General features: G+C 42.8%; 17 protein-coding genes. 1 reads left to right on the forward strand and 16 read right to left on the reverse strand.

Annotated features, from left to right (window positions below):
- Positions 1–6: 6 nt before the first annotated feature.
- On the forward strand, positions 7–1,023 hold the full coding sequence (add, locus tag IGJ12_RS12955; RefSeq protein ID WP_430619099.1) for an adenosine deaminase: 1,017 nt from the start codon (positions 7–9) through the stop codon (positions 1,021–1,023).
- Positions 1,024–1,091: 68 nt separating this feature from the next.
- Here the strand turns inward: add and IGJ12_RS12960 are convergent, their stop codons facing one another.
- The 16 genes from IGJ12_RS12960 to IGJ12_RS13035 all read right to left on the reverse strand — a co-directional run bounded on the left by IGJ12_RS12960 (position 1,092) and on the right by IGJ12_RS13035 (position 23,904).
- Positions 1,092–1,859 carry a histidinol-phosphatase gene (locus IGJ12_RS12960; RefSeq protein WP_086316497.1) on the reverse strand — a complete coding sequence of 256 codons (768 nt, stop codon included), beginning with the start codon at positions 1,857–1,859 and terminating at the stop codon, positions 1,092–1,094.
- Positions 1,860–2,132: 273 nt separating this feature from the next.
- Positions 2,133–3,116: a LacI family DNA-binding transcriptional regulator gene (locus IGJ12_RS12965; protein ID WP_430619100.1), complete on the reverse strand. Its 984-nt coding sequence runs from the start codon at positions 3,114–3,116 to the stop codon at positions 2,133–2,135.
- Positions 3,117–3,402: 286 nt separating this feature from the next.
- Positions 3,403–4,242 carry a sugar phosphate isomerase/epimerase family protein gene (locus tag IGJ12_RS12970; RefSeq protein WP_430619101.1) on the reverse strand — a complete coding sequence of 280 codons (840 nt, stop codon included), beginning with the start codon at positions 4,240–4,242 and terminating at the stop codon, positions 3,403–3,405.
- Entirely contained in the window at positions 4,214–6,886 is a 2,673-nt protein-coding gene (locus IGJ12_RS12975; RefSeq protein ID WP_430619102.1) for a beta-galactosidase, read from the reverse strand. Before IGJ12_RS12975 ends, IGJ12_RS12970 begins: the two co-directional genes overlap by 29 nt.
- A gap of 193 nt (positions 6,887–7,079) precedes the next feature.
- A complete protein-coding gene (locus IGJ12_RS12980; protein ID WP_430619103.1) occupies positions 7,080–9,290 on the reverse strand; it encodes a helix-turn-helix transcriptional regulator in 2,211 nt (736 codons plus the stop codon).
- An 86-nt stretch (positions 9,291–9,376) separates the two neighbouring features.
- A complete protein-coding gene (locus IGJ12_RS12985) occupies positions 9,377–10,255 on the reverse strand; it encodes a carbohydrate ABC transporter permease (RefSeq protein ID WP_086297880.1) in 879 nt (292 codons plus the stop codon).
- A gap of 11 nt (positions 10,256–10,266) precedes the next feature.
- Complete coding sequence (locus tag IGJ12_RS12990) at positions 10,267–11,214, reverse strand: ABC transporter permease (RefSeq protein ID WP_005234199.1); 948 nt, start codon at positions 11,212–11,214, stop codon at positions 10,267–10,269.
- Complete coding sequence (locus IGJ12_RS12995; protein ID WP_430619104.1) at positions 11,199–13,712, reverse strand: hypothetical protein; 2,514 nt, start codon at positions 13,710–13,712, stop codon at positions 11,199–11,201. Before IGJ12_RS12995 ends, IGJ12_RS12990 begins: the two co-directional genes overlap by 16 nt.
- The gene (locus IGJ12_RS13000) at positions 13,687–14,361 is read right to left on the reverse strand and encodes a DUF624 domain-containing protein (protein ID WP_194188648.1); all 675 of its coding nucleotides are present in this window, start codon (positions 14,359–14,361) and stop codon (positions 13,687–13,689) included. The genes IGJ12_RS12995 and IGJ12_RS13000 overlap by 26 nt, the downstream gene beginning before the upstream one ends.
- Entirely contained in the window at positions 14,358–15,029 is a 672-nt protein-coding gene (locus IGJ12_RS13005) for a DUF1961 family protein (protein WP_194188649.1), read from the reverse strand. The genes IGJ12_RS13000 and IGJ12_RS13005 overlap by 4 nt, the downstream gene beginning before the upstream one ends.
- Positions 15,030–15,310: 281 nt before the next feature.
- Positions 15,311–16,822, reverse strand: a complete 1,512-nt coding sequence (locus IGJ12_RS13010) for an extracellular solute-binding protein (protein ID WP_430619105.1) — start codon at positions 16,820–16,822, stop codon at positions 15,311–15,313.
- Positions 16,823–17,241: 419 nt separating this feature from the next.
- Positions 17,242–18,495, reverse strand: coding sequence for a glycosyl hydrolase family 28 protein (locus IGJ12_RS13015; protein ID WP_194188651.1), 1,254 nt, complete (start codon positions 18,493–18,495; stop codon positions 17,242–17,244).
- A 423-nt stretch (positions 18,496–18,918) separates the two neighbouring features.
- Positions 18,919–20,532, reverse strand: coding sequence for a glycosyl hydrolase family 28 protein (locus IGJ12_RS13020; RefSeq protein WP_016621591.1), 1,614 nt, complete (start codon positions 20,530–20,532; stop codon positions 18,919–18,921).
- Positions 20,533–20,607: 75 nt separating this feature from the next.
- Positions 20,608–21,441: a carbohydrate ABC transporter permease gene (locus IGJ12_RS13025; protein ID WP_005234188.1), complete on the reverse strand. Its 834-nt coding sequence runs from the start codon at positions 21,439–21,441 to the stop codon at positions 20,608–20,610.
- A 3-nt stretch (positions 21,442–21,444) separates the two neighbouring features.
- The gene (locus tag IGJ12_RS13030) at positions 21,445–22,404 is read right to left on the reverse strand and encodes a carbohydrate ABC transporter permease (RefSeq protein WP_430619593.1); all 960 of its coding nucleotides are present in this window, start codon (positions 22,402–22,404) and stop codon (positions 21,445–21,447) included.
- Positions 22,405–22,593: 189 nt separating this feature from the next.
- On the reverse strand, positions 22,594–23,904 hold the full coding sequence (locus IGJ12_RS13035; protein ID WP_430619106.1) for an ABC transporter substrate-binding protein: 1,311 nt from the start codon (positions 23,902–23,904) through the stop codon (positions 22,594–22,596).
- Positions 23,905–24,080 lie beyond the last annotated feature (176 nt).

Genomic DNA, 24,080 nt, shown 5'->3' on the forward strand with positions numbered 1-24,080 from the left:
AACACTGTGCTTACTCAACAACAAATCCAAGCATTTCCCAAAGTAGAACTTCACTGCCATCTCGACGGTTCCATTCGTCCAGAAACATTGATCGCCATCGCCAATCAGCAAGAACTACCGATCGAGCAAGACATCGAAGCTGTGAAAGCACAGATGCAAGCCCCCAAAGATTGTCATGACCTGAGGGATTATCTTAGCTGCTTTGATTTCGTTCGGCCGTATTTGCAAACACAAGAAGCGTTAGCAGCTGCTGCCTATGACGTGATGGAACAAGCCGCTCAAGATGGGGTCGCTTATATTGAGATCCGCTTTGCCCCCAGCTTATCGATGGACAAAGGACTCACTTGCAGCCAGACCATCCAAGCCGTGATCGAAGGCATCGCACGAGCAGAAAAACGCTACCCAATCAAAGGCAATGTTTTGGTCATTGGGATGCGTCAAGAAGACCTACCAGCTATTACGGCGATTTTTGATGAAGCGATCGCTCTTACCGATGAAAAAGTAGTCGGTATTGATCTAGCAGGTCCAGAAGAAGACGGGTACGTCCCTGATTTAGCTGCCAGCTATCAAGTGTTCCTCAAGAACCAAAGTGTCCAGCTGACCTTACATGCAGGCGAATGCGGCTGTGTGCAAAACATTTATCAAGCCATCGAAAGCGGTGCGCAGCGGATTGGCCACGGCATCGCCTTAAAAGGAGATCACACTGCTCAAGCGTTTGTTCGAGAACAAAAGCGCTGTATCGAAGGCTGTCCTACCAGCAATGTTCATACTCGTGCGATTCCCACATACTCGGCATACCCATTAAGAGAATGGCTGGAAGCCAATGTCCCTTTTTGTTTGAACACAGATAACCGAACGGTCTCAAATACGACATTGACCAATGAATACCTGCAAATGGCTCATCATTGCGACATGTCCGAATCAGAGATGCGCTTCATAAACGAAACTGCCGCTCAGCATTCCTTTGCGGAAGCTGCCGACAAAGCGGTACTCTTGAAAAAAATTCAAGAATGGCAATTCTAATAAACATGGACGCTAGTGATCCCCACTGGCGTCCATGTTTATTTCCAAAACAATCAACTTTCTTTCCTTCACGCAAAGAAGAGCCGATCGATCCTTGTTAATCCTAAGGCATCGATTTCTAAAAGAGCTCTTTCGTAAATTTCTGTATTTGTGAAAGCCGCACTCTCGTGGGCATCGATCCCAATAATACAAGAGCAGCCGACTTCCTTAGCGATCTTCCAAAATTCAGGATGCGGATAGCCACCATTCGTATAGCCCGCCAAATTATACTCCAATGGCAGCTGATACTCTTTGGCTTTTTCGCATAAACGGTAAGCAACTTCTTCGCAATGGGAATCGAAGGTTTTATAGCCCCGCATAAACACATCTGGGTGTGCCATATAAGCAAAAATTTCTGATTCGATCCCTTGTAAAGAAACACGGAGATAATCTTTGATCGCTTTTACCGAATCCCCGGGTGTATGGTCGTAATAGTGATTGCTTTCGATTTCAGGAAAGTGATTGCCAAAAATCAAATAGTCGATCGACAGCCTTTCTTTCTCTGCAACTAGCCAAGGAATCATTGTTTCAAAATATTCACACTCTAATCCTAATTTCACATCGATTTGTCCTTGATATTTTTCCCGTAAGCTTTTCACCGATGAAACGTAATCTTCCAATTGCGCAACATCCATTCTCATCGGCGAGACATACCCATCCTCAAAGGGCCATGGACAATGATCAGCGAAGCCGATTTCCTTAAAGCCAGCTTGGATGGCTTTGATCACATAGTCTTCATCAGAATCCCGTGCATGTTTGCATCGAGTTGTGTGGGTATGATAGTTTGCTTTCCACATGGTTATTCACTCCTTCTTATTACATTTAGGTTAATTTGTTTTTGTGATCGCATTTTAGGTACACTCTTCTTGAGGCGTTATCCTTCAAACCGTTCGCTATTTTACAGAATCTTTTGTAAACGGAACCGTTTTTTCGAAAAAATAGTACTAGCTATCAACACCTATCACTTAGCAACTTCATCAGTCTGGATTTATTCCAGTCCATTTCATTATAGAATTGCGGCTATCCCAAGACAATCAAAAGAAAGCTGCAAACGGTTGCTTCTTTTCCCATCACTTCCATTGAGTCGTTTCTCTTGGGACAAATGAATTTTTCAAGAGGACGTGTCTTGGTGCGGTTTTGTCTCCTTGTACCTCTTGAAAAAGTAGCTGGGTCGTCCAATCCACCATCTCCTCTAAAGGTCGTGCGATGGACGAAAGCAAAGGGCTAGTACAAAGACAAACATTGGTGTTTTCATAACCAATCACCTGAATCGCTTCACCAATCTTTTTATCCAGTGAATGAAGGGAACGTAAAGCACAGGCTGCCAAAAAATCGCTTGCCGCAAAAATGCCGTCGATAGAAGGCCATTGATGAAAAAGTTGATCAAAGGATGTTTGCGTGACATTTACAAAATCGAGTACGACCTCGTGAACAAGAATCTCTGGGTATTGGTCCATCACTTGATAAAAACCAGCCGATTTTTCTTGAACGGAATGTAATGTCTTTGGCCCATTAATGAAGAGGATCTCGCGACAACGATTTTGGATTAAGATCTGTGCTGCCAACTGTCCACCTGAGGTATTATCCGCAGAAACGGAGGATACTTCATCGCTAAGGACTCTACCCACACTCACTAGAGGTAATTTGAGAACCTTTTGCAACAACGGACCTTGCGTACAAAGGTTGGTACATAAGATCAACCCATCAATATTATTTGCGAGAAACAAGTTCAAAAAATAGGCTTCTCTTTCAGGATTTCCTTGTGTGGTACCAATCATCAAACTATAGCCTTTCTCAATCAGTTGCGACTCGATTCGGGTAATAAATTGATTATAAAAATCATTTTTCAAATCATAGATCAGCAAGCCGATCATCTTTGAGGAATTGTAATAAAAGGACCGTGCTAATTCATTTGGTACATAATCAAGTGCTTGAATTGCTTCTAGCACAATCTGCTTTGTTTCTTCATTCACGTATTTTTTATTGTTGATCACTCGTGAGACGGTAGTCACGGATACATTGGCAAGTTTTGCCACGTCTTGCATGTTTGTCATTGGTCCCTCCTTTCTCTCTTTTACATGTCTCGTAATTGTTAAATCCTTTTCCATTTGATCTATTATCCGAATGCAACACTCTAAAATGCTTTCTTTTTATTCTATAATAACAAACCTTGAATCATATTTTCTGTTTTTATGAAAATAAAAAAGCTGTTTAGATAAAATCTCACCATAAACAACTTTTCTATGCTCGATAAAAGTTTGCATTAATGTCAGCGTCTTTGAAGAAAACAAGAAAATCACTCCCGTGTTCTCTTAAACAATCATTTACACAAGCACCCAGCTAATTTTTTAAATCTAAGCCTTCAATCAACGCCACCGCACGATCGATCCCAGCATCTTTTGTTTCTTCTAGCACCACGTAACAGTATGGCTTGTGTTTGATCAGAAGCTGTAAAATTTCTGGATACCGTATTTGTCCTTCACCTAACGGGACAGGGATCACTTCTTCTCTCGAGAGTTGAAAATCCTTTAGGTGCAAGCAGACGATTTTCTCGCCAAAAAGAGTAAACGCTTCTTCTACCAATGCAACTTGATCAGCAGCCGTTTTTGCGGTGATCAAATTCGTTGGATCGTAAATGATCCCTAGATAATCAGAAGGAACACGTTCAATCAGCTCGGCGATGCGCTGATTCGAATACAACGGATGATTCAGTCCTGCTTCGATCCCTACCATGATTTGATATTTTTCTCCCACTCGAACGAGTCGCTGGATCACATGGATCAAGTTTTCAAAAACCTCATCCGAAAAATTCTCTTCGCTATATCCCAGCGCGGCAATGACTGAGCCTGTTTCTGAAGCCACCATGCTGGCACCAAAATAACGGGCATGGAATAAGTAGCGCTCAAATTTCTGTAAGATTTTCTCTCGTTCCTCTGGTTCGGGATGAATCAAGTTACTATAACAACTTAACAAAGCGATTTGAACGCCTTGTTCTTGGAATTCATTCTTGAAGAAGGTCCCCATACCTGGACTCATTTTTTCAGGAGCACTTAGGTCTGGAAAAGACGCATTCAAGGCAAACTGAACGTTTCTTATTTTCTTTGCTCCTACCGCTTGTGCTAGCTGCTTGGGTGTATATTCTCCTGAGAGGTCATGCCCTCGGATGGCTAAATGAATCATCTGACTCCTCGCTTTCTACTGTTTTTTCCCATTCAATAATCAAATTTTCATAAGGTTCTAGCCTATGGTTACCCCGCGCCAGCGCTTCACCTGATAAGCGTTCGAAACCGGGGAGATGTAAGGTAAAGTCAGCTGTCGTCATCCCTAAGTTACTGATCCAGAGTTGGACATGGGTCGCTGACTCTCGGCGATACTTCATCACACCTTCCGAACATTTGATCAACAGGCGCTCTGATTCATAAGGGAAAAGTTCTTTGTGACAAAACGACTGCCATATCAAACTGTCTGTTAAATTGCTAGGTAGCGCACCTAAATAGATGATCTCTCCTTGAGCCAGTTGTTTCTTAGCTAGTAGCGTTTGGTCATTCCCTCGTCCGATCGTTTCCCAATCTTCTGGGCAATGAAAAACTGTGACCAAATGATCCAAAGGTTCTTTTAGGCCGTCATAGGTTAGCTGATAAGTCAGTCCTTTCACCGTAAATTGCTGGATTTGGTCAAACCCGAGCCATTCTCCTAAACGATCTAAGCCATTTGTCGCTGGCCACGCCAGCTCTTTGGTCCGATCCCCCGTCATCGGGCCTAAAATCAGCTTGCCTCCTGCTTCAGTAAAGGCGGCAAATTTTTTCAGCAAGGTCGGACTGATCCAACGAACAAATGGGGCAAGAACAACATCATACTCTTCTAACGGACTATTTTCTTGAATGATTTCTACACGAATCCCTTGGCGAATCAGACTGCCGTAAAATTCGGTAAACAGGCTGCGATAATCATAAACACCCCCATGATCGATCGTGTAAAAGCGTTTCGAGTAATCCGAGTAGATAATGGCTATTTTTGCCGATACATACTTCGTTTCCGCTAAAAGTGGTGCGATCTGTTGTCTTAGTTCGCCAATCCGAACTACCTCTTCATACCCACGATCTGGCTCTCCCCAAGCAGTTAACACGGCACTATGGGGTTGCTCCACACCATAGCGATGTCCACGAAAATGCCAAAAGCAGAAGGATTTCAAATGACCAGCATAGCCAATGAACGCTTCACTTGTGACAAACCCATGAGGACGAGGAGTCGCATAGTTTTCAATATGACCGGCATTGGCGGTACAAGTTTCTAACAATAACATTTCCTTGTTGCGCGGTTTGACATTCCGCCAACGATCCAAGTTCATGGTATACGCTGGATAGTTGTCTGCCGGTGCATACGTATCAAAACCAGCAATATCTAAATCAGCAAATAGCTCATCATTTTGCAAGTTAAACCCAAAAGCGGAGTTATGGGTAATGGGTAACGCGGTCTCCATTCGGATAAAATGACAAAGATCATGCGCAAACTCATTCAACGTATCGGTGGTAAAACGGCGAAAGGCATTCATCAAGGAAGAATTATGCAAAAATGGGGTCGTTAGCGGCAAGACGACATCCTCAAATGCGTCATACCACTCACTCCACACCTTCGTTCCCCAACACTCATTGAGGTTAGTCACGGATTGATAGCTGTCTTTTAAATACGTATGCCAACGCGTTTGGCACGTCGTACAGTAACATAGATCGACATGACATTTAAACTCATTGTCCAATTGCAACATAACGACATTTTCATGTTTTTCGGCAATCTCAGCGATTTTTCTCGTCAAACGATAGGCATAACGGCGAAAGTCCTCGTTGTTGGTACAGACATGCTGTCTTGAGCCGTGATGCATCTTCGTTCCATCTTGGTTAGTGACCAATGCTTCTGGGTACTGTTTTGTAAACCAGCGGGGTGGGGTCGGAGTTGGAATACATAAGCAAACATCGATGCCATTTGCTTGGTACTGTTCTAGCGCACGTTCCAACAACGAAAAATCATATTCTCCAGGTTGAGGCTCCAAGTCGCGCCACATGAATTCCCCAATTCTAGCAAAATTCATGCCCAACGTTTTCATCGTTTGACTATCACTTTGCATGATTTCTTCCGACCAGACTTCTGGATACATGCAGGCGCCGTAATAAATATCAGGAAACAGTGGTTGCTCATGGAAAAACGCCTGTAAACGAATCGCTACATAGCGAGCGATCATATGCGCCCCGACCTTTGAAAAGTGGGTATCATCTGCGAGACCTGCAGGATAATTGGGGTGTTCATCCGGTGCTAACCAAACAAAGAGTGCTTTGGAAGCTTCTAGTCCTAGTGTGTCATAATAATGATAGGTATAGCGATTTAAATCAAACAAATCCACTTCTTCCGTTCGACTAAGTTCTCTTAAGACCGATAAAAACGCTGACAACGTATGCGCCAGTCGTCCCTCTTCTCCTACACGCCGTTCAACAGGTGTACACAGGATCGGGATTCCTGTTTTTTCTTTGATTTGACGGATCATGTCTGTCAAATGAGCAATGTACGCCTCCATCGTGACATGATTTTTCTCTTTTTGGTCATTATGTCCAAATTGCAGTAGGACGACTGTATTCGGTTCGACTTCTTGCAGGAGTTGCTCAAACAACCCTTCTTCGATAAAGGAACGAGTCGTACTGCCGTTTTTCGCAAAATTGTGTACGTCTACTTCTGGGGACAGATAGCTTGGTAAAGCTTGTCCCCAGCCCATCATTGGCTGTTGATCAAGGGGATAATCCGCCACGGTTGAATCTCCGCCTAGAACGATTTTCATTTCTTTTCTTCCTCCATCTATTTACTATCAGATTTCCAACAGCTTCGACAAGTCCACTGGTTTTCTTGCTGAACATAAGCTGCATTAGAAATCGCTTTCTTTTCTATTATACAAAACATTCGCTGACGAAAACATGGAAAAATCAGAGCAAAAGCTGCGAAAATACGAGCTTTTCCGCAGCAACCAACAGTGATCAGCTCTGACCTTTTCGATATTGTCCTGGGGTCATTCCCGTGCACTTTTTAAATAAACGATTGAAGTAACTGGGATTATACCCAAGGTTTTCTGCAATTTCATTGATTTGGTGATCAGTTTCGAGCAACTGCCGTTTTGCTTCTACGATGCGAACATTGGTTAAATAATCAATAAAGTTGACCTGCTTGGCACGCTTGAACTCCTTACTCAAAAAGATTGGGTCTACTTCGAAACGATCCGCAACGTATTCTAACGAAATTTGTTCATTGCGAAAATCAGATTGGATGTACTCAGCTACTTTTTGGATCATTTCACTATAAGAATTAGCGACATTTTCTTGCCAGAGGATGGAGACGGGTTTTAAGAAATGATGGTACAAAAAGGCTTGGATCTGATTGATGTCCAAAAGTCGTTCGATTCGCTCTAACACAACCGTTTTCGATACATAATCCGTTCGTGAGACCCCATTTTCATTTAAAAGGTAATCGACTTGATCGTACAGTCGATTGACCACATAGATCACCGCAGCCTGTTGATTGTTTTCTGCCACGACCTGTTCTAAAAACCGCTGGACACTTCGTTGCAATTCTTCATGATAGCCACTTTTCAGCGCTGTTAAAATCAAATTTTCTTGCGAAAGAGAATACTTCGGCAGCGGGCGCATTTTCTCTCCTTGAAGCACTTGATTTTCGGGAATCAACCGTTGCAGATGGATTTGCTTTTTGAGACGTTGGGCAACTTCAGGCAACTTGCGAATCTCTGTTTCTTGTTGCGAACTAACGATGGTGACATAACGGCAGACGATCAAATTGATTTGCTTGGTGATCATCGTGAAGTAATCTGTCAGTAGCTGCTCTTGATTGACCACAAAAACCAAAATCCGTCCTTCATTTGAAGAAACAATGGTTGATTCAGGGAAAAACATGGCTGTGACATCCGTTATAATGTTTTCTAGCGCAAACAAAATATGGGTTTCATCTTGTGAATTTGCTTGATTGCTTAATAGATCATTGAGTTGGAAATAAAACAGGCGATACCCTTGGTCACTTAAGCGCCAGTTTTTTTGCTGCAGTAATTGTTGCGATTCTTCCTCTGACAGATAGCCATAATACCCTTCCATCAAATGTTGGATCACTTGCCGCTTGAGCGAATCTTGAAAGCGTTCCGCCTGATTTTGCAACAATCCTTTTTCCCGACTTAATTGTTGCCAACGGTCCACCAAAAACTCCAGATCGTTTTCTTTTTTCCATTGGGTATTACCAAAGAGCTGATCCATCGTTTTTTCAAAAGGTTGGTACTGTTTTTTTGCCAAAAAGAGACTCATGACTGCCACACAAGCAATAAAAAGAATACTTACGACGATCAGCACTCTAGCCAAGTGAGTGACTGGTTCAGTAATCAATGCTAAGGGAACGACGGTATAAAAGGTCCATATTTGATTGAGTCGCGTACTGTTTACGGCGATCATGCTATAATCATTGCCATTGATCGATTCGACCCAAGTTCCTTGATGCTCTTCACTCAGCGGTTGGATAACATTCGCTAAGTTCTGATCGCCAATAAAACGAAAACTCTCATGATTAAAGGAAATCGCTGCGAGTCCATTTTCAATTTGAGTATCATAAAAATACTTTAACAATGATTGCTCGTCGATCGTTGCAACTAAAAAAATTTTAGGCTGATCTTCGCCTTGGCTATCAATGTTTTGTACAAAAATCAATTCATCCTCTTCTTCAATGATCTTCCACTGATACTGCCTACCATTATCGATCCGATAGCGTGCAAATGCTGTTTTGGTTTGCTCGAGTGTTAATTCATACGTGCCGCCACTTTCAATCCCAAAAGGCGTCTCGCCTAGTGAATAAATACCGATTCGATTGACATAATTGGAGCTATTTGTTAAGTAAAACAATTCTTCCGACAGCTGGATCAGCGTCTGATAATTTGTCGTTTCCAATAAATCTTCTTGGTAGCGCCTTTGAAACGATTGCCCCCAAACGCTTAAAGTCACTTCCAGCTGCGAGAACTGTTGGTTGATGTTACTAACGATTCCTTCGACTTGGCGATTATTTAGTTCCTGATACGATCGTTGTAATGGTCCGATCAAATAGGCATGCAAAAAGATTGCAACGGCTAATAGCGGCACGACGATCCATAGACTGGCTAGCTGCAGTTTTCGATGAAAACCGCCTGTTTTAAAGTACTTCATTCCCAAACACCCTTGTAATAGATTTTATGTAACAAATTGTCATGCGAAAAAACGCATGACAACCTATCCACAACTATTGAAGTGTATCATCCTTTGACGGATCCAATCAGCATTCCTTTGGCAAAATGTTTTTGCAAAAACGGATAGAAGATCAAAATTGGCAAAGTAGCCACAATGATGACTGCAAATTTGATTCCTTGTTCCGGGGGCACATAGTTGGGGTCCATACTTGCTAACGCATTGGCACCACTGGACGCCATCGTGATCTGTCTTAACAATAACTGAATCGGCCATTTTGCTGAATCGTTGATATAAAGCAATCCACTCATGAAGTCGTTCCAGATACCAACGGCGTAAAAAAGAGTGAAGGTCGCGATCACTGGTTTTGATAAAGGCAAAATGATTTTCCATAAAATCCCTAGTTCCGTACAGCCGTCCATCTTGGCGGATTCTTCCAATTCGATCGGCATTTCTTGAAAGAAATTTTTAATGATCATTAAGTTGAACGGGTTGATCGCGATTGGCAAAATCAATGCCCAATAAGAATTGATCAGTCCTAAATTTTTCACCACGATAAACGTTGGGATCATCCCACCTGAAAAGAGCATCGCAAAAATCACGAGATTCAACAAGGTGTTCCGTCCTTTTAGATGCTTGCGTGATAAAGGATAGGCAAAGGTGAAGGTACAGAAAAGTTGCACCAGCGTACCAACGATGGTAACGCCGACCGTTACAAGCAAACTACGGATAAAGGTGTTGGTTGAAAAAATAAAACGATAGGAGTCGAGACTGATCTCGTTTGGCCATAAGAAAAACGAGCGAGTGGTCAATTCTAACTCCGTAGCAAATGAACCGGCGATCACATAAATAAAAGGAATCACCATGAATAACCCAATCAATGCCAAAAATAGCGCATTAAAAATGTCAAATATTTTCCCTGCTTTCGTATTGTGTAAAGTAGCCATCTTTTTCCTCCTTAGTATAAGCCGCTTTCGCCAAAACGTTTCGCTAATTTATTGGTACAAAGTACGAGGATGATCCCAACGATCGATTTAAATAATCCGACGGCTGTTGAGTAACTGTAAGCGCCATTGGTGATCCCCATCATATACACATACGTGTCAAAAACATCTGCTACTGTCCGGTTCAATTGATTGGTCATCAAGAAAATCTGATCAAACCCAGTAGACAAAATCGACCCGATCCGCATGATCAGCATAATGATGATCGTCGAACGAATCGCAGGCAAAGTAATGTGCCACACACGTCGGAAACGTCCTGCACCATCCATGATCGCGGCTTCGTATTGTTCTTGATCCACACCTGATAAGGCAGCTAAATAAATAATGGTCCCCCAACCGATCTCTTTCCAAATCGATTGCATCACGATCATGGGGCGGAACCATTGCGGGTCTGAGAGAAAGTCGATTTCAACGCCTGTCAACGAAGCGATAAATTGAGTGATCGCTCCATGATCGATGTTGAATAAGATATGCCAAAGACTAACGACGATCGTCCATGAAAGAAAATGTGGTACATAGACGAAGGTTTGAATGGTCCGCTGAAACAGCTTGTTGCGCAATTCATTCAGTAACAGTGCCAAAAAGATGGGTGCTGGAAACGAAAAGAAGATGTTTAAAAAGGCAATCATCAACGTGTTCCACAAGATCCGAAAGAAATCAGGATTATTGAAGAAATCCATAAAATTTTGTGTTCCGACCCATGGACTATCTGCGATTCCTAAAAAAGGCACATAATCTTTGAAAGCAATGATCAACCCATACATCGGTGCATAACGAAATACTGCAAAATAGATGATCCCGGGAATCGTCAAAATATAGAGCCATTTATTTTGTTTAAAATGGTTGAGAAAACTCCCCCATTGCTCTTTCGTTTTCGGCACTTTTTTTATTGTTGTTTCCATTCATTCTCCTCCTCTAATTCCGCTCCAATCAGTGCTAAACAACAAATCGTATTTAGCCCCCACTGTGACAACACATTGGTCGATACCCACGGCATTTCTTTTATTTTTTTCCACGTTGTCGCTGCTTCAATGGTCGCTTCGATCGGCAATGGAACACCCGATTTGTCATTATCAAGCAATAACTGCCAAGCCCTTTGACTGATTGCTCGATCGTTACGCACTCGCCCAGCAAAGGCCATCATCGTCGACGCAAACATTGGCCAGGCAAAATGAGGTTCCGTCAGTACCTCGTTTGACTCTTCTGCTTTTATTTCAGGACTCAAGCTATAAAACCAGCCAAACTCCCCTAACATCTCTGTCCACTCTGGGTCTTCCAGCACTTGAGCAAGTTCTAACCAAATTTGCGGCGCCCCAAAGGAGATGACCATGTGATAGCCGCCAAAATTCCCTGTTCCCATATAAGATAAGGTTTTGTCTTGTGGATCAAATAACACTGTGGGACCAGACAATAGGCGCTGGGGCATGGCTTTGATGCAGGTGATGCCGGTGCGAATTCTTTCAAGGTAAACAGGATCATTCGTCCGTTCCCACTGGGTAAACCAGTTCGAGACTAGCGCAGCCCAATCTGGTCCGATGCGAATCGGTATCCGCTTCGTTTCTCGTTCATAAAACTCGCGCATCGGTGGTAACGCATCAAAAGCATAGGTTTCATTGTCTTTGACTTGTTCCATAATCTCTCCAATGCGTTCATCCGCTGTCAAATAGTAGTAGTAGCGATGGAGACCCGCCATTGAAATTCGAACTTCTTTGGCTTGGCAACCCCAATGAACGACATTATGCCGTGACCCTAATCCTTTGTATTCCCCAGCATGATACTGATCGACTTCTGAAGTATGTCTCGTCATGCTTTCAGCCAGATAGTAGACGCTTGGATCACCAGTCCGTAAAAAATCTAACCAAAGCCACATGTTAGGGACCAATTCAGTGTTTTGCCAAGCGTACCCACCAAGATCGTAGCGCCATTGGTGTCGAAACTGATCATAGGTATGCATGACATCACCATAGTTCCAATAGCCATACCAACCTCTTTGTTGGACTTCTGCTAAATAGAATTGCCGCATCTCAGCCAATTGTTGCTCCAGCAATTGTTTCGTTTTCGTTGATTCGTCTGGTAAACTGATCCTGCCAAAAACCCTCGTCTCTTGATAACGCTCTGGCAATGAAACGATCTGGGCAGGTTCTTGGTTTTCTTGAGCTAAGCCCAGCAACACTTCTTCTGACGGGGCTTCTTCATAAAGATCCAACCAACAACGCGTCGTATTTGCTACACCAACTGCCGTCGAACGAATCTCTTCCATTCCTTCGTATCCGCTAAGCATATGATCCCGTTTGGAATAGTGCTGAAAATCCATTGGCTTGGCATTCGGTGACCACTGCCACATCGTGATTTGGGTTTCTTTTTGGGTGATGCCTGTCACCTCGATCGCAGATGGTGCTTTTTCCCAAAATTTCTCCATGCTGCAAGAAACGCCGCCGGTTTCTCCCCCAGCGTAAAAGGTACCTGAATAATGCTCGCCATCCCCAATGGGCAACCAACAGTACCCAGCTTCGGTCTGTTTTTCTAATTCAAATGACCGATGATTGATTTGATTGACCCGAAAATTGTCCCAAATAGCATTTTCCACCGCATGAGACAGCATCGGCTCGTCCGCTGGGGTCAATGAAACGAGCTGTCCACTGGCTTGTTGTTGATAGGGAATGTTTTGCTGATAGTGTCGCCGTGAAAGTAACAATTGTGCCGCTTCATGATACACAGCATCTGCAATAAATTTGACTTGTCGATTCCAATTTTCACCTGTCAACGCATAATCAAATGCTACCCCCATGCCTTCATAAGCAAGTGGTTTGATGATAATGACCGTATGAATGATTTCCAATTTGCTGATTTCGCGAAAGATACGGAACCGTAAAATAAACTCTTGCACCACTTCTTGATTGATCTCAATGACGCCCGATACTTTGATAACGGCTTTTTCTGAACCATTTTCTTCCAACATCAAGTCCGTTACTTTGGACTGCACCTTTTTGTTTTGGTATTGCAGGATTGCGTGAAGATCTTGCAATTTTTTCTGCCCATTGACCGCTACCCAGTCCAATACATTTTTCCCTTCCCCATGTTTCGGGAAGAAGCCTTTGATCGTACCGTTGTCAAAATAAATACCGTTGTAAGCTTCCCTAGCAATCGCCTGTTTCTTCTGGACACGCTGTTTTCTTTGAAAAAGTAACTGCGTCGTTTCTGCCACCAGACCACTGTGTCCTGTCCATTTCACACTGCCATCTGGCCAGTAAGCCAGTACTTTCGTTTGCAGCGGCTCCTCCCCCAGCAAAAACAGTTCCTCCCTTAGAACCTCAGGTTGTAAAGCTCCTTTTTCCCATGGATACCCAAAACTCAGCCCACGTTTTCCCTTAGGTTTATTTTTGAGCCATTTCAATGCCATGTTCGATTTCCTCCCCTTCTCTCTCTGCAGGTTGAACTGCATCGTTTTGTTGCTTTAGCTTTTGTTCATTTTCATCAAATAATTTCAAGTAAATCCCCATTGTGCCAATGATCCACATCCCAATACTTAAAAATGGCAGGAGACCGGGGAGAAAAAAGCTGATCGTACTACAAATCCCAAACCAAAGGACGCCTAAAAAGGTGCCAATAGGTTGAAAAAAAAGAAAGCGTAGTGAAGCGCCTAGGTACTTCTTCGTTGGGAGCACATAATATTCGTACATGCTAAGCAATGTATTAATCACAGCGATCGCGACGCATTGGCTAACGATCAATAGGATCAAGCCTGTTTGAGTCAATGCCGCTAAAAATCCTTGCTGGATCACTACCATGGGGCACAAATAAAAGAGAATGATCGGTAAGCCCAAGCGATTCGATCGCCAAAAGTTCCTGCGGTAATACCAAAAGAACGTTTGAAAAAAAGGCGGCGATTCCTGTTTAAGGGTTTTCTTTGCTACGTGGAATCCTGCTTGTACGCTAGGCGCCAGTCCAAAGATGATCCCACCTACTAGCGCACCTATAATAACGGTTACATTTATCAGCAAACAATAAAAGACAAAATCTGCTGCTTGATATACTTTCTGCCAATTCATAACCGTTCCTCCTCTAAGGAATATACCTTTAAGTCTTTATAGCGGGCCTTCATTGGCGCCATTTGCCGAAATCCGATCGCTCCTTTGGTTAATATGGGACCAAACTGTTCCTCATCAAGATACCTTAACACCAATAAGTCGTTGATCCAAAAGGAGATCGTTGCACCTACCTTATCGATTCTTAGGTGATAAAACCCTCGGGCATCTGCTACACTCGGAAGTGGATCTGCGCCTTGGGCGACCAGATGAAACCCATGGCTTTTGCGCAAATTACACGTTTCAAACGCCCGTTCCTCCTCATACTTTCTTCGAAAATAAGAAAGGTGGTAAGCATCGATCCCTCCAGAATGATACTCGGGATATGCCCCGGTTCGTTTGGGTACTCCAGAATCGAAGATCGAGCCACCCTTGCGATTGGCTGCTGCAAAAAAGAGCATACATAAGCCTGGTTCAGCCAGTGGTTGAAACTGCCAGGTGATTCGTAGGTCCGCTGGAAATTGTTGAGGCAGCCATAAAACAAAATGTGGTTGTTTGTTTGATTCTTCAGAATACGTATTCGCCAGAATCATCCCGTCTTGGAAAGTAATCTTGGGCTCTCCTTCAGCAATAAAGTGTTGAATATCTGCTGCTTGATTCAGCGGATTTTCATAGATCAATTTCGCTACCATTTCTTCTTCTCCTTTTATGCTTATATGAGCTGCTTTTCTCTTTTCATAGTAAACTTGACCTACATTTCTAACAATTGACTTTTTTTGAATTCCTTGATATCAAGCGTTAGATTAGGGTTTTCATTTGCTTGTTTCCATTTTTTCTTTTCTGATTTCTTACTACCTGTCTCGTCTCACTCGACTATTACTCCATTTATTAGCTGAAAAATTAGCTGGAAAAAATCAGTGAAAAAGAAAAAGGTTGAGAGCAAGATCCACTCAACCTTCTTCGACTGTCGTTATTATGCTTGATGAAGGGCATTCGTTTCTTCCATCAGCTGCGTGCCTCCTTGATTCTTCCAAAGTTCGATCGCAGCTTCCCATCCCGCTTCATCGATTTGTCCTGCAATAAATTGAACCCGTGCATCACTAATGATCTGATCAAGCTGTGCCCCTTTCGTTACATACGTATCTGTATTATAGGAGGCTGCTGGATTAAAGACAGCGTGCTCTAAATCAGCTTCCATCAGTGACAATCGTTTTTCATAGCTTTCAGTAGCCGCTTCTGTATCAGGTTTAGCAATATAGTACAGGGTATCTTCCGTTACATTCATCCCAATTTGTGAGTACCCTTTGACCGCATTGGCTAGCGCTTCAGCTTCTGATCCTTCTAGTGCGACGGACATTCCATCCACTACTTCAAAATTGATTCCTTCGATTCCGTTGTTCAGCAATACCTGTGCTTCTTTATCATTTAATTTATCAAGGAACGTCAACACCTCTTTTAGATGTTCCTCTGTCTGGACACTCGACTTAGGAATCGCCAAGAAACCAGAATAGCCATCTGTCGGTAACGCATTCATCGTACCGTTATTATCTTTTAAATTCCCTGTAAAGACGACGAGGTCTTCTTCTCCAGCTTGCAATAATTTATTACTGATTTGTGCTGCTCGTGAATACGTATCAATAATGATCCCACCACGTCCATTGATAAACGGCTCATCCCATTTATCTGCTGCCATAGTTGCAAAATCCCGATTGACATAGCCTTGTTCCACCATATCTTTAACAAATTGCATTGATTCTAGGTATTCTGGTTGCATAAAGGATGGCTCTAAAGTGCCGTCTATTTCTTTCCAAGCATTTCCTGCCCCAAACCAAGTAGCTAACACATCGTAAGGACTATTTGAATTGATCGAGCCAGGCCATTGGGGAATAATCAAACCAAACGTATCATTTTCACCATTCCCATCGGGATCGTTCTCAGTAAATGCTTTGGCAATCTCATAAAGATCATCGATCGTTTCTGGTACCTCTAAGTTTAAGTTTTCTAACCAATCTTTTCGGATGATCACCGCCGTCCGCATCGCATCACGTTTTCGATAAATTCCGTACACTTTACCATTCACAGAAGAATTACGCAAAACATCCTCGTTAGATTGAGAGAGATTAGGATAATCAGCTAAATAGTCGGTCAAATCCCAAAAAGCGCCATTTTCTGCTGACTTGATAAATCCTCCTGATTTTCCTTGAATGACCATCACTTCTGGAATATCATCTGAAGCTAACGTAATATTCATTTTATCCTCGTAGGATGTATTGGGTGCCCAGGTAATATCAATGTTTTTGCCAGTGTAAGCTTCTAATTGTTTCAAAATCTCGTTGTCACTTGCAGGTGGTTCAGTTTCAATGTACGGCGATAAAATCGAAATCGTATCATAATCTGTTGTGGAACCTGCTTCCTCCTTCCCACATGCCGACAAAAAGACGACTGATAGTAACCCCAAACCAAGAATCGTACTTAATTTTTTCACTACTTTTCCTCCTTAGATTTTGTTGTTGAGCCCGATTAAGTAAACCGCTTTCAATACCAAAAGCATAACGAAAAGCAGGATTTCCAGCAATTGACATTTTTTGTTAATCGTTGATATATGGCTGGGTAGGGAGTTTTGCTCTACATTTGCAGGTATCGTAAATTATAGGAAAAAAGAATAAATAGTTCTTCGTGTTCTTAGTTCGCTCAATCAATTTAATTATCGCAGTTTTTCTGATTCCTATCATTCTTAAATTCTCGTTGTAGAAAAAGTAGCCTAAGTACTGATGTTCTTATTCGTGAGAGATTTGGAAACACCTTATCATGAAAAAAAGACCAACTCATTGGTCTTCTTTGATAATTCATCAGTTTTTTAGTACTAAGCGGATCACCACTTATTCATATTTGACAGAAAGAGTACTACCGCTCATACACATCATTTTGATCCAAGGTTGGCGCTAACGCAGTGACGATCGTTTCCACCATCTTTAAGTTCTCAACCCCTGCAATCTTGCCGAACTCATCGGCATGGATGGAAAGATTTTTCAATATTAGATTGCGGATCGGTTCTGCTGGGCTGGCCTCGATGAAGAAAGCACGCACGCTTTGTTGTCCTATTTTGGTAGCTTGCACGTTTTCAATAGTAATGTCGCAGACCTTTGCTGGACCTACTGGAATAGCAGGTTGTGCCATCAATTTGTGCCAATAGTCGGGAATCTCTTCCGCATAATCAGCTGGCAGTTCTGGATAACTATAATCTGGGTACCAATTTGTTTGTAAGAGAAAAGGAAAGCCAACATCCTTCATCGTTAAATCCGAAGCAGTGACCTTGCGTATAAATCCACCTCGATTGTTGGCGGATTTGATCCGAAACCCTGCGCCAGTTTGCTCAAAGACGACTTTTTGGATTTTGATCTCTTCGATCCCACCTGAAGTTTCACTGCCAATGGCAATTCCTGAACCGTACCCTAACTGACAGTCTTTGATCGTGATTTTCCGACAGCTTCTTTGCTGGGCTAAGGCTTCTGCCCCACGTCCCGCTTTAATCGAGATATTATCATCGTTGCAGGAAATGTGAGCATTTTGAATGGTGACTTCTTCACAGGAATCAATATCGATGCCATCGGTACTAGGCCCTTTCCCATTGTCTATCGTGATGCCGTCGATCAATATGTGGTGAGAATACGTGATTTGGGTATTCCAAAAACCCGACTGTACCGACGAAATATCTTTGATGGTTACTTGCTGACTTTCATAAACAAGGATATTCCGTGGACGCTTGCAATCATAATCTGCTGCCCAGCGTAAGCCTCTCTTTGCGTAATCCGCCATCATCCCGCTGGCTTCATCTGTTCCCCAAAACGTTTGCCACCATGTTTCTCCACGACCATCAAGTTTTCCTTTTCCCGAGATCATGACATTTTCTGCGTGAAAAACATTGATCATCGCTGCAGGCCACTTCATATTGATCCCTGCGACCCGATTATTTACTTCGGGATAATCGGTCAGTTCTTGACTACCATACAGAATCGTATCCTCTGAGACAATCAAGTGCACATTGCTTTTTAAAAACAGTGCGCCGATTTGATAGGCGCCGGGTGGTGTAATCACTGTTCCCTGCACAGTTGATGCTTGGTCAATTTCTCGTTGCAATAATTGCGTGATGTCTTCCATTCTTGCTTTCCTCCTGCGCTTTTGTTTTACGCTACAAATAGGTTTGTCGATATCCATGACTTTGAAAAATTTGCGCATCGCCAACCTTTTTTCATCTATCGTTTATTTGGATAGAACTAAGTGCTTCTTACTGGCGCTGCCCATCAAGTAAAGCGTTCCTCTTGGCTCATCTCGTTGTCTTTTCCCATGTATTTTTGGCGTCTTTTTTCTCTACATTCTTTACTATAGTCCCCTTAGCGGGAAAAGAAAGTTCTTTTTGATTTCTGGGGATCGTCTTTTTTTGCAACGTCCTTTCTTGTTAGAAAAATGCGCCTTTTTGTCTACAAAAGCAAAAAGGCGCAACCTGTCAAGGAAGGAAATAAGGTGCTTAACTAACTGTTTCTCATTGGGAAAACCAACGCAGATCATTTCCAAAAGCTTGTTCTACGTGCGTTTCTTTTGCCCCACCATGGATAGTTCGACTGTTTCTTGGCAACTTATTGCGTCACTTATGGCCGCTCGATCAATGATCGCTGCCTCTTTAAAGCTGACCTCCTGACACTGTTCAAAAATCATTTTCTTTTGCCCTTTAGCTGATTCAAAGGCAACTGACTCAAAAGTAACGCGTTGGATCGGTGAAACCTGCTGTGTTTGTTCATCGACAAACCCTTTTAGCTCGACCAAAGGGTTCTGCCCTACGATACGGGTATTCTTGACCAAAATATCCGAAATGATCGGTAACTGTTGTGCTGCCTGACCATCGGCATTGTAAGCAACAGGATGAGCCATGAAACGATCCAACAGGCAATCGGTGATCGTCACTTGACGAATATAGCCACCACGATCATTCTGCGCTTTCAATTCTAGTCCATAAAGCGTATTGGTCAGTTGACAATCTCGAAAAGCGATATTTTCAACACCACCAGATTGCTCACTACCAATCGCGATGCCATGTCCCCCTCGAATAGCCAAATCAAACAGCCGAATATTTTTCGCTGGTCTATTGATCTGATTTCCTTCTGGATTTTTGCCAGATTTGATTGCGATACAATCATCGCCCGTATCAAAAACGGTGTCAAAAATCAGCAAATTTTGCGAAGAATCTGGGTCCCAACCATCGCCATTGTCGATGCCTTTGGACTGAATAGTCACCCCATGGGTCACAACGGTGTCACAGTAAATCATATGAACAGTCCAGCATGGTGGATCACTCAACGTCAGCTCTGTCAAATGGATGTTTTTGGCCTGCATCATACAGATCAAACGTCCCCTTACTCGTCTTCCAGGTTTTCCATCAGAAACATATTCTGGATACTGTTCACGGTCTGCATAAGGGTTTCGCATCGCTAGTCCTAATGGATTCCCGCCACCAATGATCGTTCCTTTGCCACAAAGACGGACATTTTCACAAACGATACGCCCTCGATCGCCCCGATCGATATACCCAATGTTGATCAATGAACGAAAACAAAACAATTCCCAGCCTTCATAACGGCTTAATGGCAACCCCTCTTGATTCACGCTTCCTAAATAATCGTGAGGGGCAACCCGATACGTTTCTATGTCGAGGCTTGCTTGCAATGTGCCATCTACCTGAAAAATCATATTGCTTTTTAGCTCCAACGCACCGGAAAGGATCACCGCCCCTGTTGGGATCCAGACTGTGCCGTTGCTAGGACAATCGTTGATCGCTTGCTGGAGAATGGCGGTACTATCTTCTTTGCCTTCGCTATCAGCATGGTATGGTGCTTGCGTAACATCTAACACAACACTTTTTTTCTTTGTACGAAAGGTCGTCGTGACTGCGGTATTTGTAAGCAGACATCCCTGAAGATCGAGGCAGATGATCGTTACTTGATACGTTTGATCGGCAGATAAGTTTGTCAACGTCCAATGCGTCTTGTTTGTTGGTCTGGTTTGGATCAAATCGTTGTCTAAAAACAATTGATAACCAAAAATAGCTTGAGCGTGCAGCGGCTTCTCCCAAATAAGGGTCGCTTGATGAGCGCCGATCGTGCTTGGTACGACATGAAAATCAATTACTTGAAATGGTTCCATCGGTTTGTCCTTTCTTCAACGAATTCATTCAATAGAAAAAAGATATTCCAAAACAGCGAATATCTTTTTCCATACTTATTTAAGACCAGTCGTGCTGATGCCTTCAACAATGTATTTTTGGAAAATAAAGAAAATGATCAACACAGGCAGCAAGGAGACCACAGACATCGCGAACATGGCTCCCCAATTGGAGGTGCTGCTAGCATCCAGGAACTGCTTCAAGGCAATCGATACCGTGTAGTTTTGCGGACGTGTGAGGTACAGCATCGGTCCGATCAGTTCTTCCCATTTCCAATAGAAAGAGAAGATCGCAGCGTTTGCCAAGGAAGGCTTCATCAACGGTAGAATCACGCGGAAGAAAATACCGACCCGTCCACAGCCGTCCATTTTTGCTGCTTCATCTAAATCTGTCGGGATCGCAGAGACGAATTGGACCATCATGAAAATAAAGAAGGCTTGTCCGAAGTATGAAGGAACGGTCACTGGACGAATCGAGTTAAGCCAGCCTAATTGATTAAACCAAAGATACTGAGGCACCATGATGATCTCTTGCGGTAGCATCATCGTGACCAAGATACAAGCAAACCAAAAGCCTTTTCCTTTGAAAGGAATCCGACCAAATCCATAAGAAATGACAGCCGAAGAACAGACCGCCCCTACCATTGAAATCAACGCGATTTGCAATGAGTTGAAAATATAGCGAATGAAGGGAATCCCTGCGATCCCTTCAAACCCCTTGGTAAAGTTTTCTAACGTCCAGCTGCGGGGGATCAACTCCGTTGCCGTTCGAAAAATGTCACTACTAGGTTTAAAGGCACTAAACAGCAGCCAGAAAATCGGATAAAGCATCAGTAATGCAGCAACTAAGATCACGGCATCAAAGAAATAATTTTGTTTTTGTTCACGCATCAATCAAACCTCCTCGTTTTCTTTAAACACCCAAAATTTCGATGTTGCGAACAACAGAATCGTAATCAACCCAACGATGACCAGTAAAATCCACGCTAAGGCTGAAGCATAGCCCATTTTGAAATCGGTAAAGGCTCGTTGATACATGTACAAGGAATAGACTAACGTGCCGTTACGGGGTGAACCCGTCCCATTCGAAATGATAAACGCAGGTGTAAAGGTCAAAAAGGCCATGATCGTTTGATAGATCAGATTGAAAAAGATGATTGGCGTCAGGACTGGGACCGTGATATTGAAAAACTGTCTGATTTTTCCTGCCCCATCAATTTCCGCCGCTTCGTAATAATCTTTCGGAATATTTTTCAAACCGGATAAGAAAATCAACATCGACGAGCCAAATTGCCACGCTGCTAATAAAATCAAGGTCATCAACGCTGAGCCAGGACTTTTAAAGAAGTAGATCGGGTCTAAGCCGATCGCCGCTAGCACGCCATTGATCAACCCTGAATCGCCAAAAAGATTCCGCCACATGATCGATACCGCCACGCTCCCACCTAAAATCGAAGGGATATAAAATAATACCCGATAAGCGCCGCTTAATTTCGATGGGCGGTTGATCAGCATCGCCACTGCTAATGCGACGATCAGCCGTAAAGGGACTGCCAACACAACATATTTCAGCGTAACAGTCAGTGACTGAACAAACTTGGGATCATTCGTAAAAATCGTTATAAAGTTATTCCAGCCAACAAATTGCGCCTCTGTCAATAGATCATAGTCATGAAAAGACATAAAAAGAGAAATCCCCATCGGGACGATTATAAAAGCAAAAAAGCCAATGATGAAGGGTGAGATAAATAAGTAGCCTGTAACCATATTCTGTTTTGATTCTGGTAATCGATTAAACCAGCTTTTGAGTTTCCCAGGTTCTTTGGCCGTGGGTGATTTTGATTGTAGTTCCATAATTTTCACTTCCTACCTCCTATAGTTGATTACGCTTACAAGTTGATTTTAACGAAGTACTTCTTAAGAATGAATAGAAAAAAAAGCACAGAAATGTGAAAAACTAGAGGACCTATATTTTTTTCCTCCAGTGCTTCTCCTAAAAAAACGCCTTTACTGAAAAAGTCAGTAAAGGCGCCGCATCTATGCTTATTGATAGTTTTCTGCAAAAATTTCTTCGCAGCGTTGCGTAAAGGCATCATAAGTTTCTTCTGGTGTCATCGTGCCATAAGTGATCTCTGCGTACAGCTCTTTAAAGTACGTGTTGATTTCAGCAAACCCAATTGGTGGGATTGGGGATGGATCACCGACGATGTCTGCAATATCATCTAAGAAATCAGAGGACTCTTGTTCTTCTGGTGTCATGTCGGCATAAAGCAATTCTTTGATGGCATCATTGGAAGGAATTCCCCGCTCAGTACCGATGATCTTATTGGCTTCTTCACTATTCACTAAAAAGTCAACAAACTTCGCAGCTGCTTCTTTTGATTCAGAAGCATTCGCGATCGAATAAAAGAACCCTGGTCGATACGCCATCGCCCCGTTTTCTGAGTCAAAAGGACGAGCCAAATTGATTTCGACATCTTCTGCGGCGGAGGCTTTATAGGTCAAGTATTGATTGGACCAAGTCATCATATAGGCTGCTTTTCCTTGTGAAAACGGATATTGATCCATACTGTTGGCATTGCTAGTCACTTCTGCGGTTGGCATTGCTTTGGCTTCCGTAAGATCCGCGATAGCCCCCATAAATTCAACCCAGTTTTCTTTGGTAAAACCGATCTCTGGTTTGCCGTCCGCATCGTATTTGTATAGATCTTCACCTTTAGTGCGTAAAAAGTATTGCAAAATCGTACTGTTGTCATTGTTATCATTCCAACCGTAATCACCTGTTACTTCAGCGATCGCTGCCGTACTTTCTACAAGGTCATCGAAGGTATAATTGCTAAAGTCGATCCCAGTGCCCCCTTGTTCTACCAATGATGGATTGTAGAGCATCGCCATAGTATTGACAGAAGTTGGTATGCCAAAAATGTTTCCATCTAACTCGCCAGTTGCTAAAATCGATTCTTTGATATCATCGGTTTGAATCTCATTGCCGATAAATTCTGACATATCTGCTAATTGATTTTTCGTTCCATATTGCGCAATGTACTGCACATCCATCTGGATCACATCAGGTAATTCTCCAGAAGCCGCTTTTGTTGCTAGTTTTTTCCAATGGTCATCCCAAGAACCATATTCATATTCAACTTTGATGTCAGGATTTTGTTTCTCAAATTCTTTGATTGATTCGATATACTTCTCGTGTCTGACTTCTGAGCCCCACCAGGTAAAGGAAATCGTCGTTTTCCCATCTGCATCAGCTTCTGAGCTTCCGCTACTATTGCCGTTGTTGCCACAAGCTGCTAAGGTCGCACCAAGAAACAACAAGCTCGCTGCTTTAAAAAAAGTTTTCTTCATTCTTCTACACTCCTTTTTGTTTGCGCTTACAAGCTGATTGTAATGGAAATCCTCGTTAATAAAAATGAAAAAACAAGAGCAAATATGTGAAAAACTAGACTGTCGTTTTTGCTGAAGGCTAAGCCTTCACGGGCAATAGCTAGAAAAAAATAGAAAAACAGATGAAAAATGTAAAA

The organism is Enterococcus sp. DIV0802b (genome assembly GCF_050543535.1).
Taxonomy (GTDB): domain Bacteria; phylum Bacillota; class Bacilli; order Lactobacillales; family Enterococcaceae; genus Enterococcus_D; species Enterococcus_D entomosocium.

Bases quoted from the DNA above. Each gene is read 5' to 3' on its own strand.
- IGJ12_RS12995 (WP_430619104.1), bottom strand. From the start codon at position 13,712: ATGGCATTGAAATGGCTCAAAAATAAACCTAAGGGAAAACGTGGGCTG.
- IGJ12_RS12980 (WP_430619103.1), bottom strand. From the start codon at position 9,290: ATGAAGTACTTTAAAACAGGCGGTTTTCATCGAAAACTGCAGCTAGCC.
- IGJ12_RS12975 (WP_430619102.1), bottom strand. From the start codon at position 6,886: ATGAAAATCGTTCTAGGCGGAGATTCAACCGTGGCGGATTATCCCCTT.
- IGJ12_RS13000 (WP_194188648.1), bottom strand. From the start codon at position 14,361: ATGAATTGGCAGAAAGTATATCAAGCAGCAGATTTTGTCTTTTATTGT.
- IGJ12_RS12990 (WP_005234199.1), bottom strand. From the start codon at position 11,214: ATGGAAACAACAATAAAAAAAGTGCCGAAAACGAAAGAGCAATGGGGG.
- IGJ12_RS13015 (WP_194188651.1), bottom strand. From the start codon at position 18,495: ATGGAAGACATCACGCAATTATTGCAACGAGAAATTGACCAAGCATCA.
- IGJ12_RS12970 (WP_430619101.1), bottom strand. From the start codon at position 4,242: ATGATTCATTTAGCCATCCGAGGGCATGACCTCTCAGGAGAATATACA.
- IGJ12_RS13035 (WP_430619106.1), bottom strand. From the start codon at position 23,904: ATGAAGAAAACTTTTTTTAAAGCAGCGAGCTTGTTGTTTCTTGGTGCG.
- IGJ12_RS13025 (WP_005234188.1), bottom strand. From the start codon at position 21,441: ATGCGTGAACAAAAACAAAATTATTTCTTTGATGCCGTGATCTTAGTT.
- IGJ12_RS13030 (WP_430619593.1), bottom strand. From the start codon at position 22,404: ATGGAACTACAATCAAAATCACCCACGGCCAAAGAACCTGGGAAACTC.
- IGJ12_RS12960 (WP_086316497.1), bottom strand. From the start codon at position 1,859: ATGTGGAAAGCAAACTATCATACCCACACAACTCGATGCAAACATGCA.
- IGJ12_RS13005 (WP_194188649.1), bottom strand. From the start codon at position 15,029: ATGGTAGCGAAATTGATCTATGAAAATCCGCTGAATCAAGCAGCAGAT.
- IGJ12_RS12965 (WP_430619100.1), bottom strand. From the start codon at position 3,116: ATGACAAACATGCAAGACGTGGCAAAACTTGCCAATGTATCCGTGACT.
- IGJ12_RS13020 (WP_016621591.1), bottom strand. From the start codon at position 20,532: ATGGAACCATTTCAAGTAATTGATTTTCATGTCGTACCAAGCACGATC.
- IGJ12_RS12985 (WP_086297880.1), bottom strand. From the start codon at position 10,255: ATGGCTACTTTACACAATACGAAAGCAGGGAAAATATTTGACATTTTT.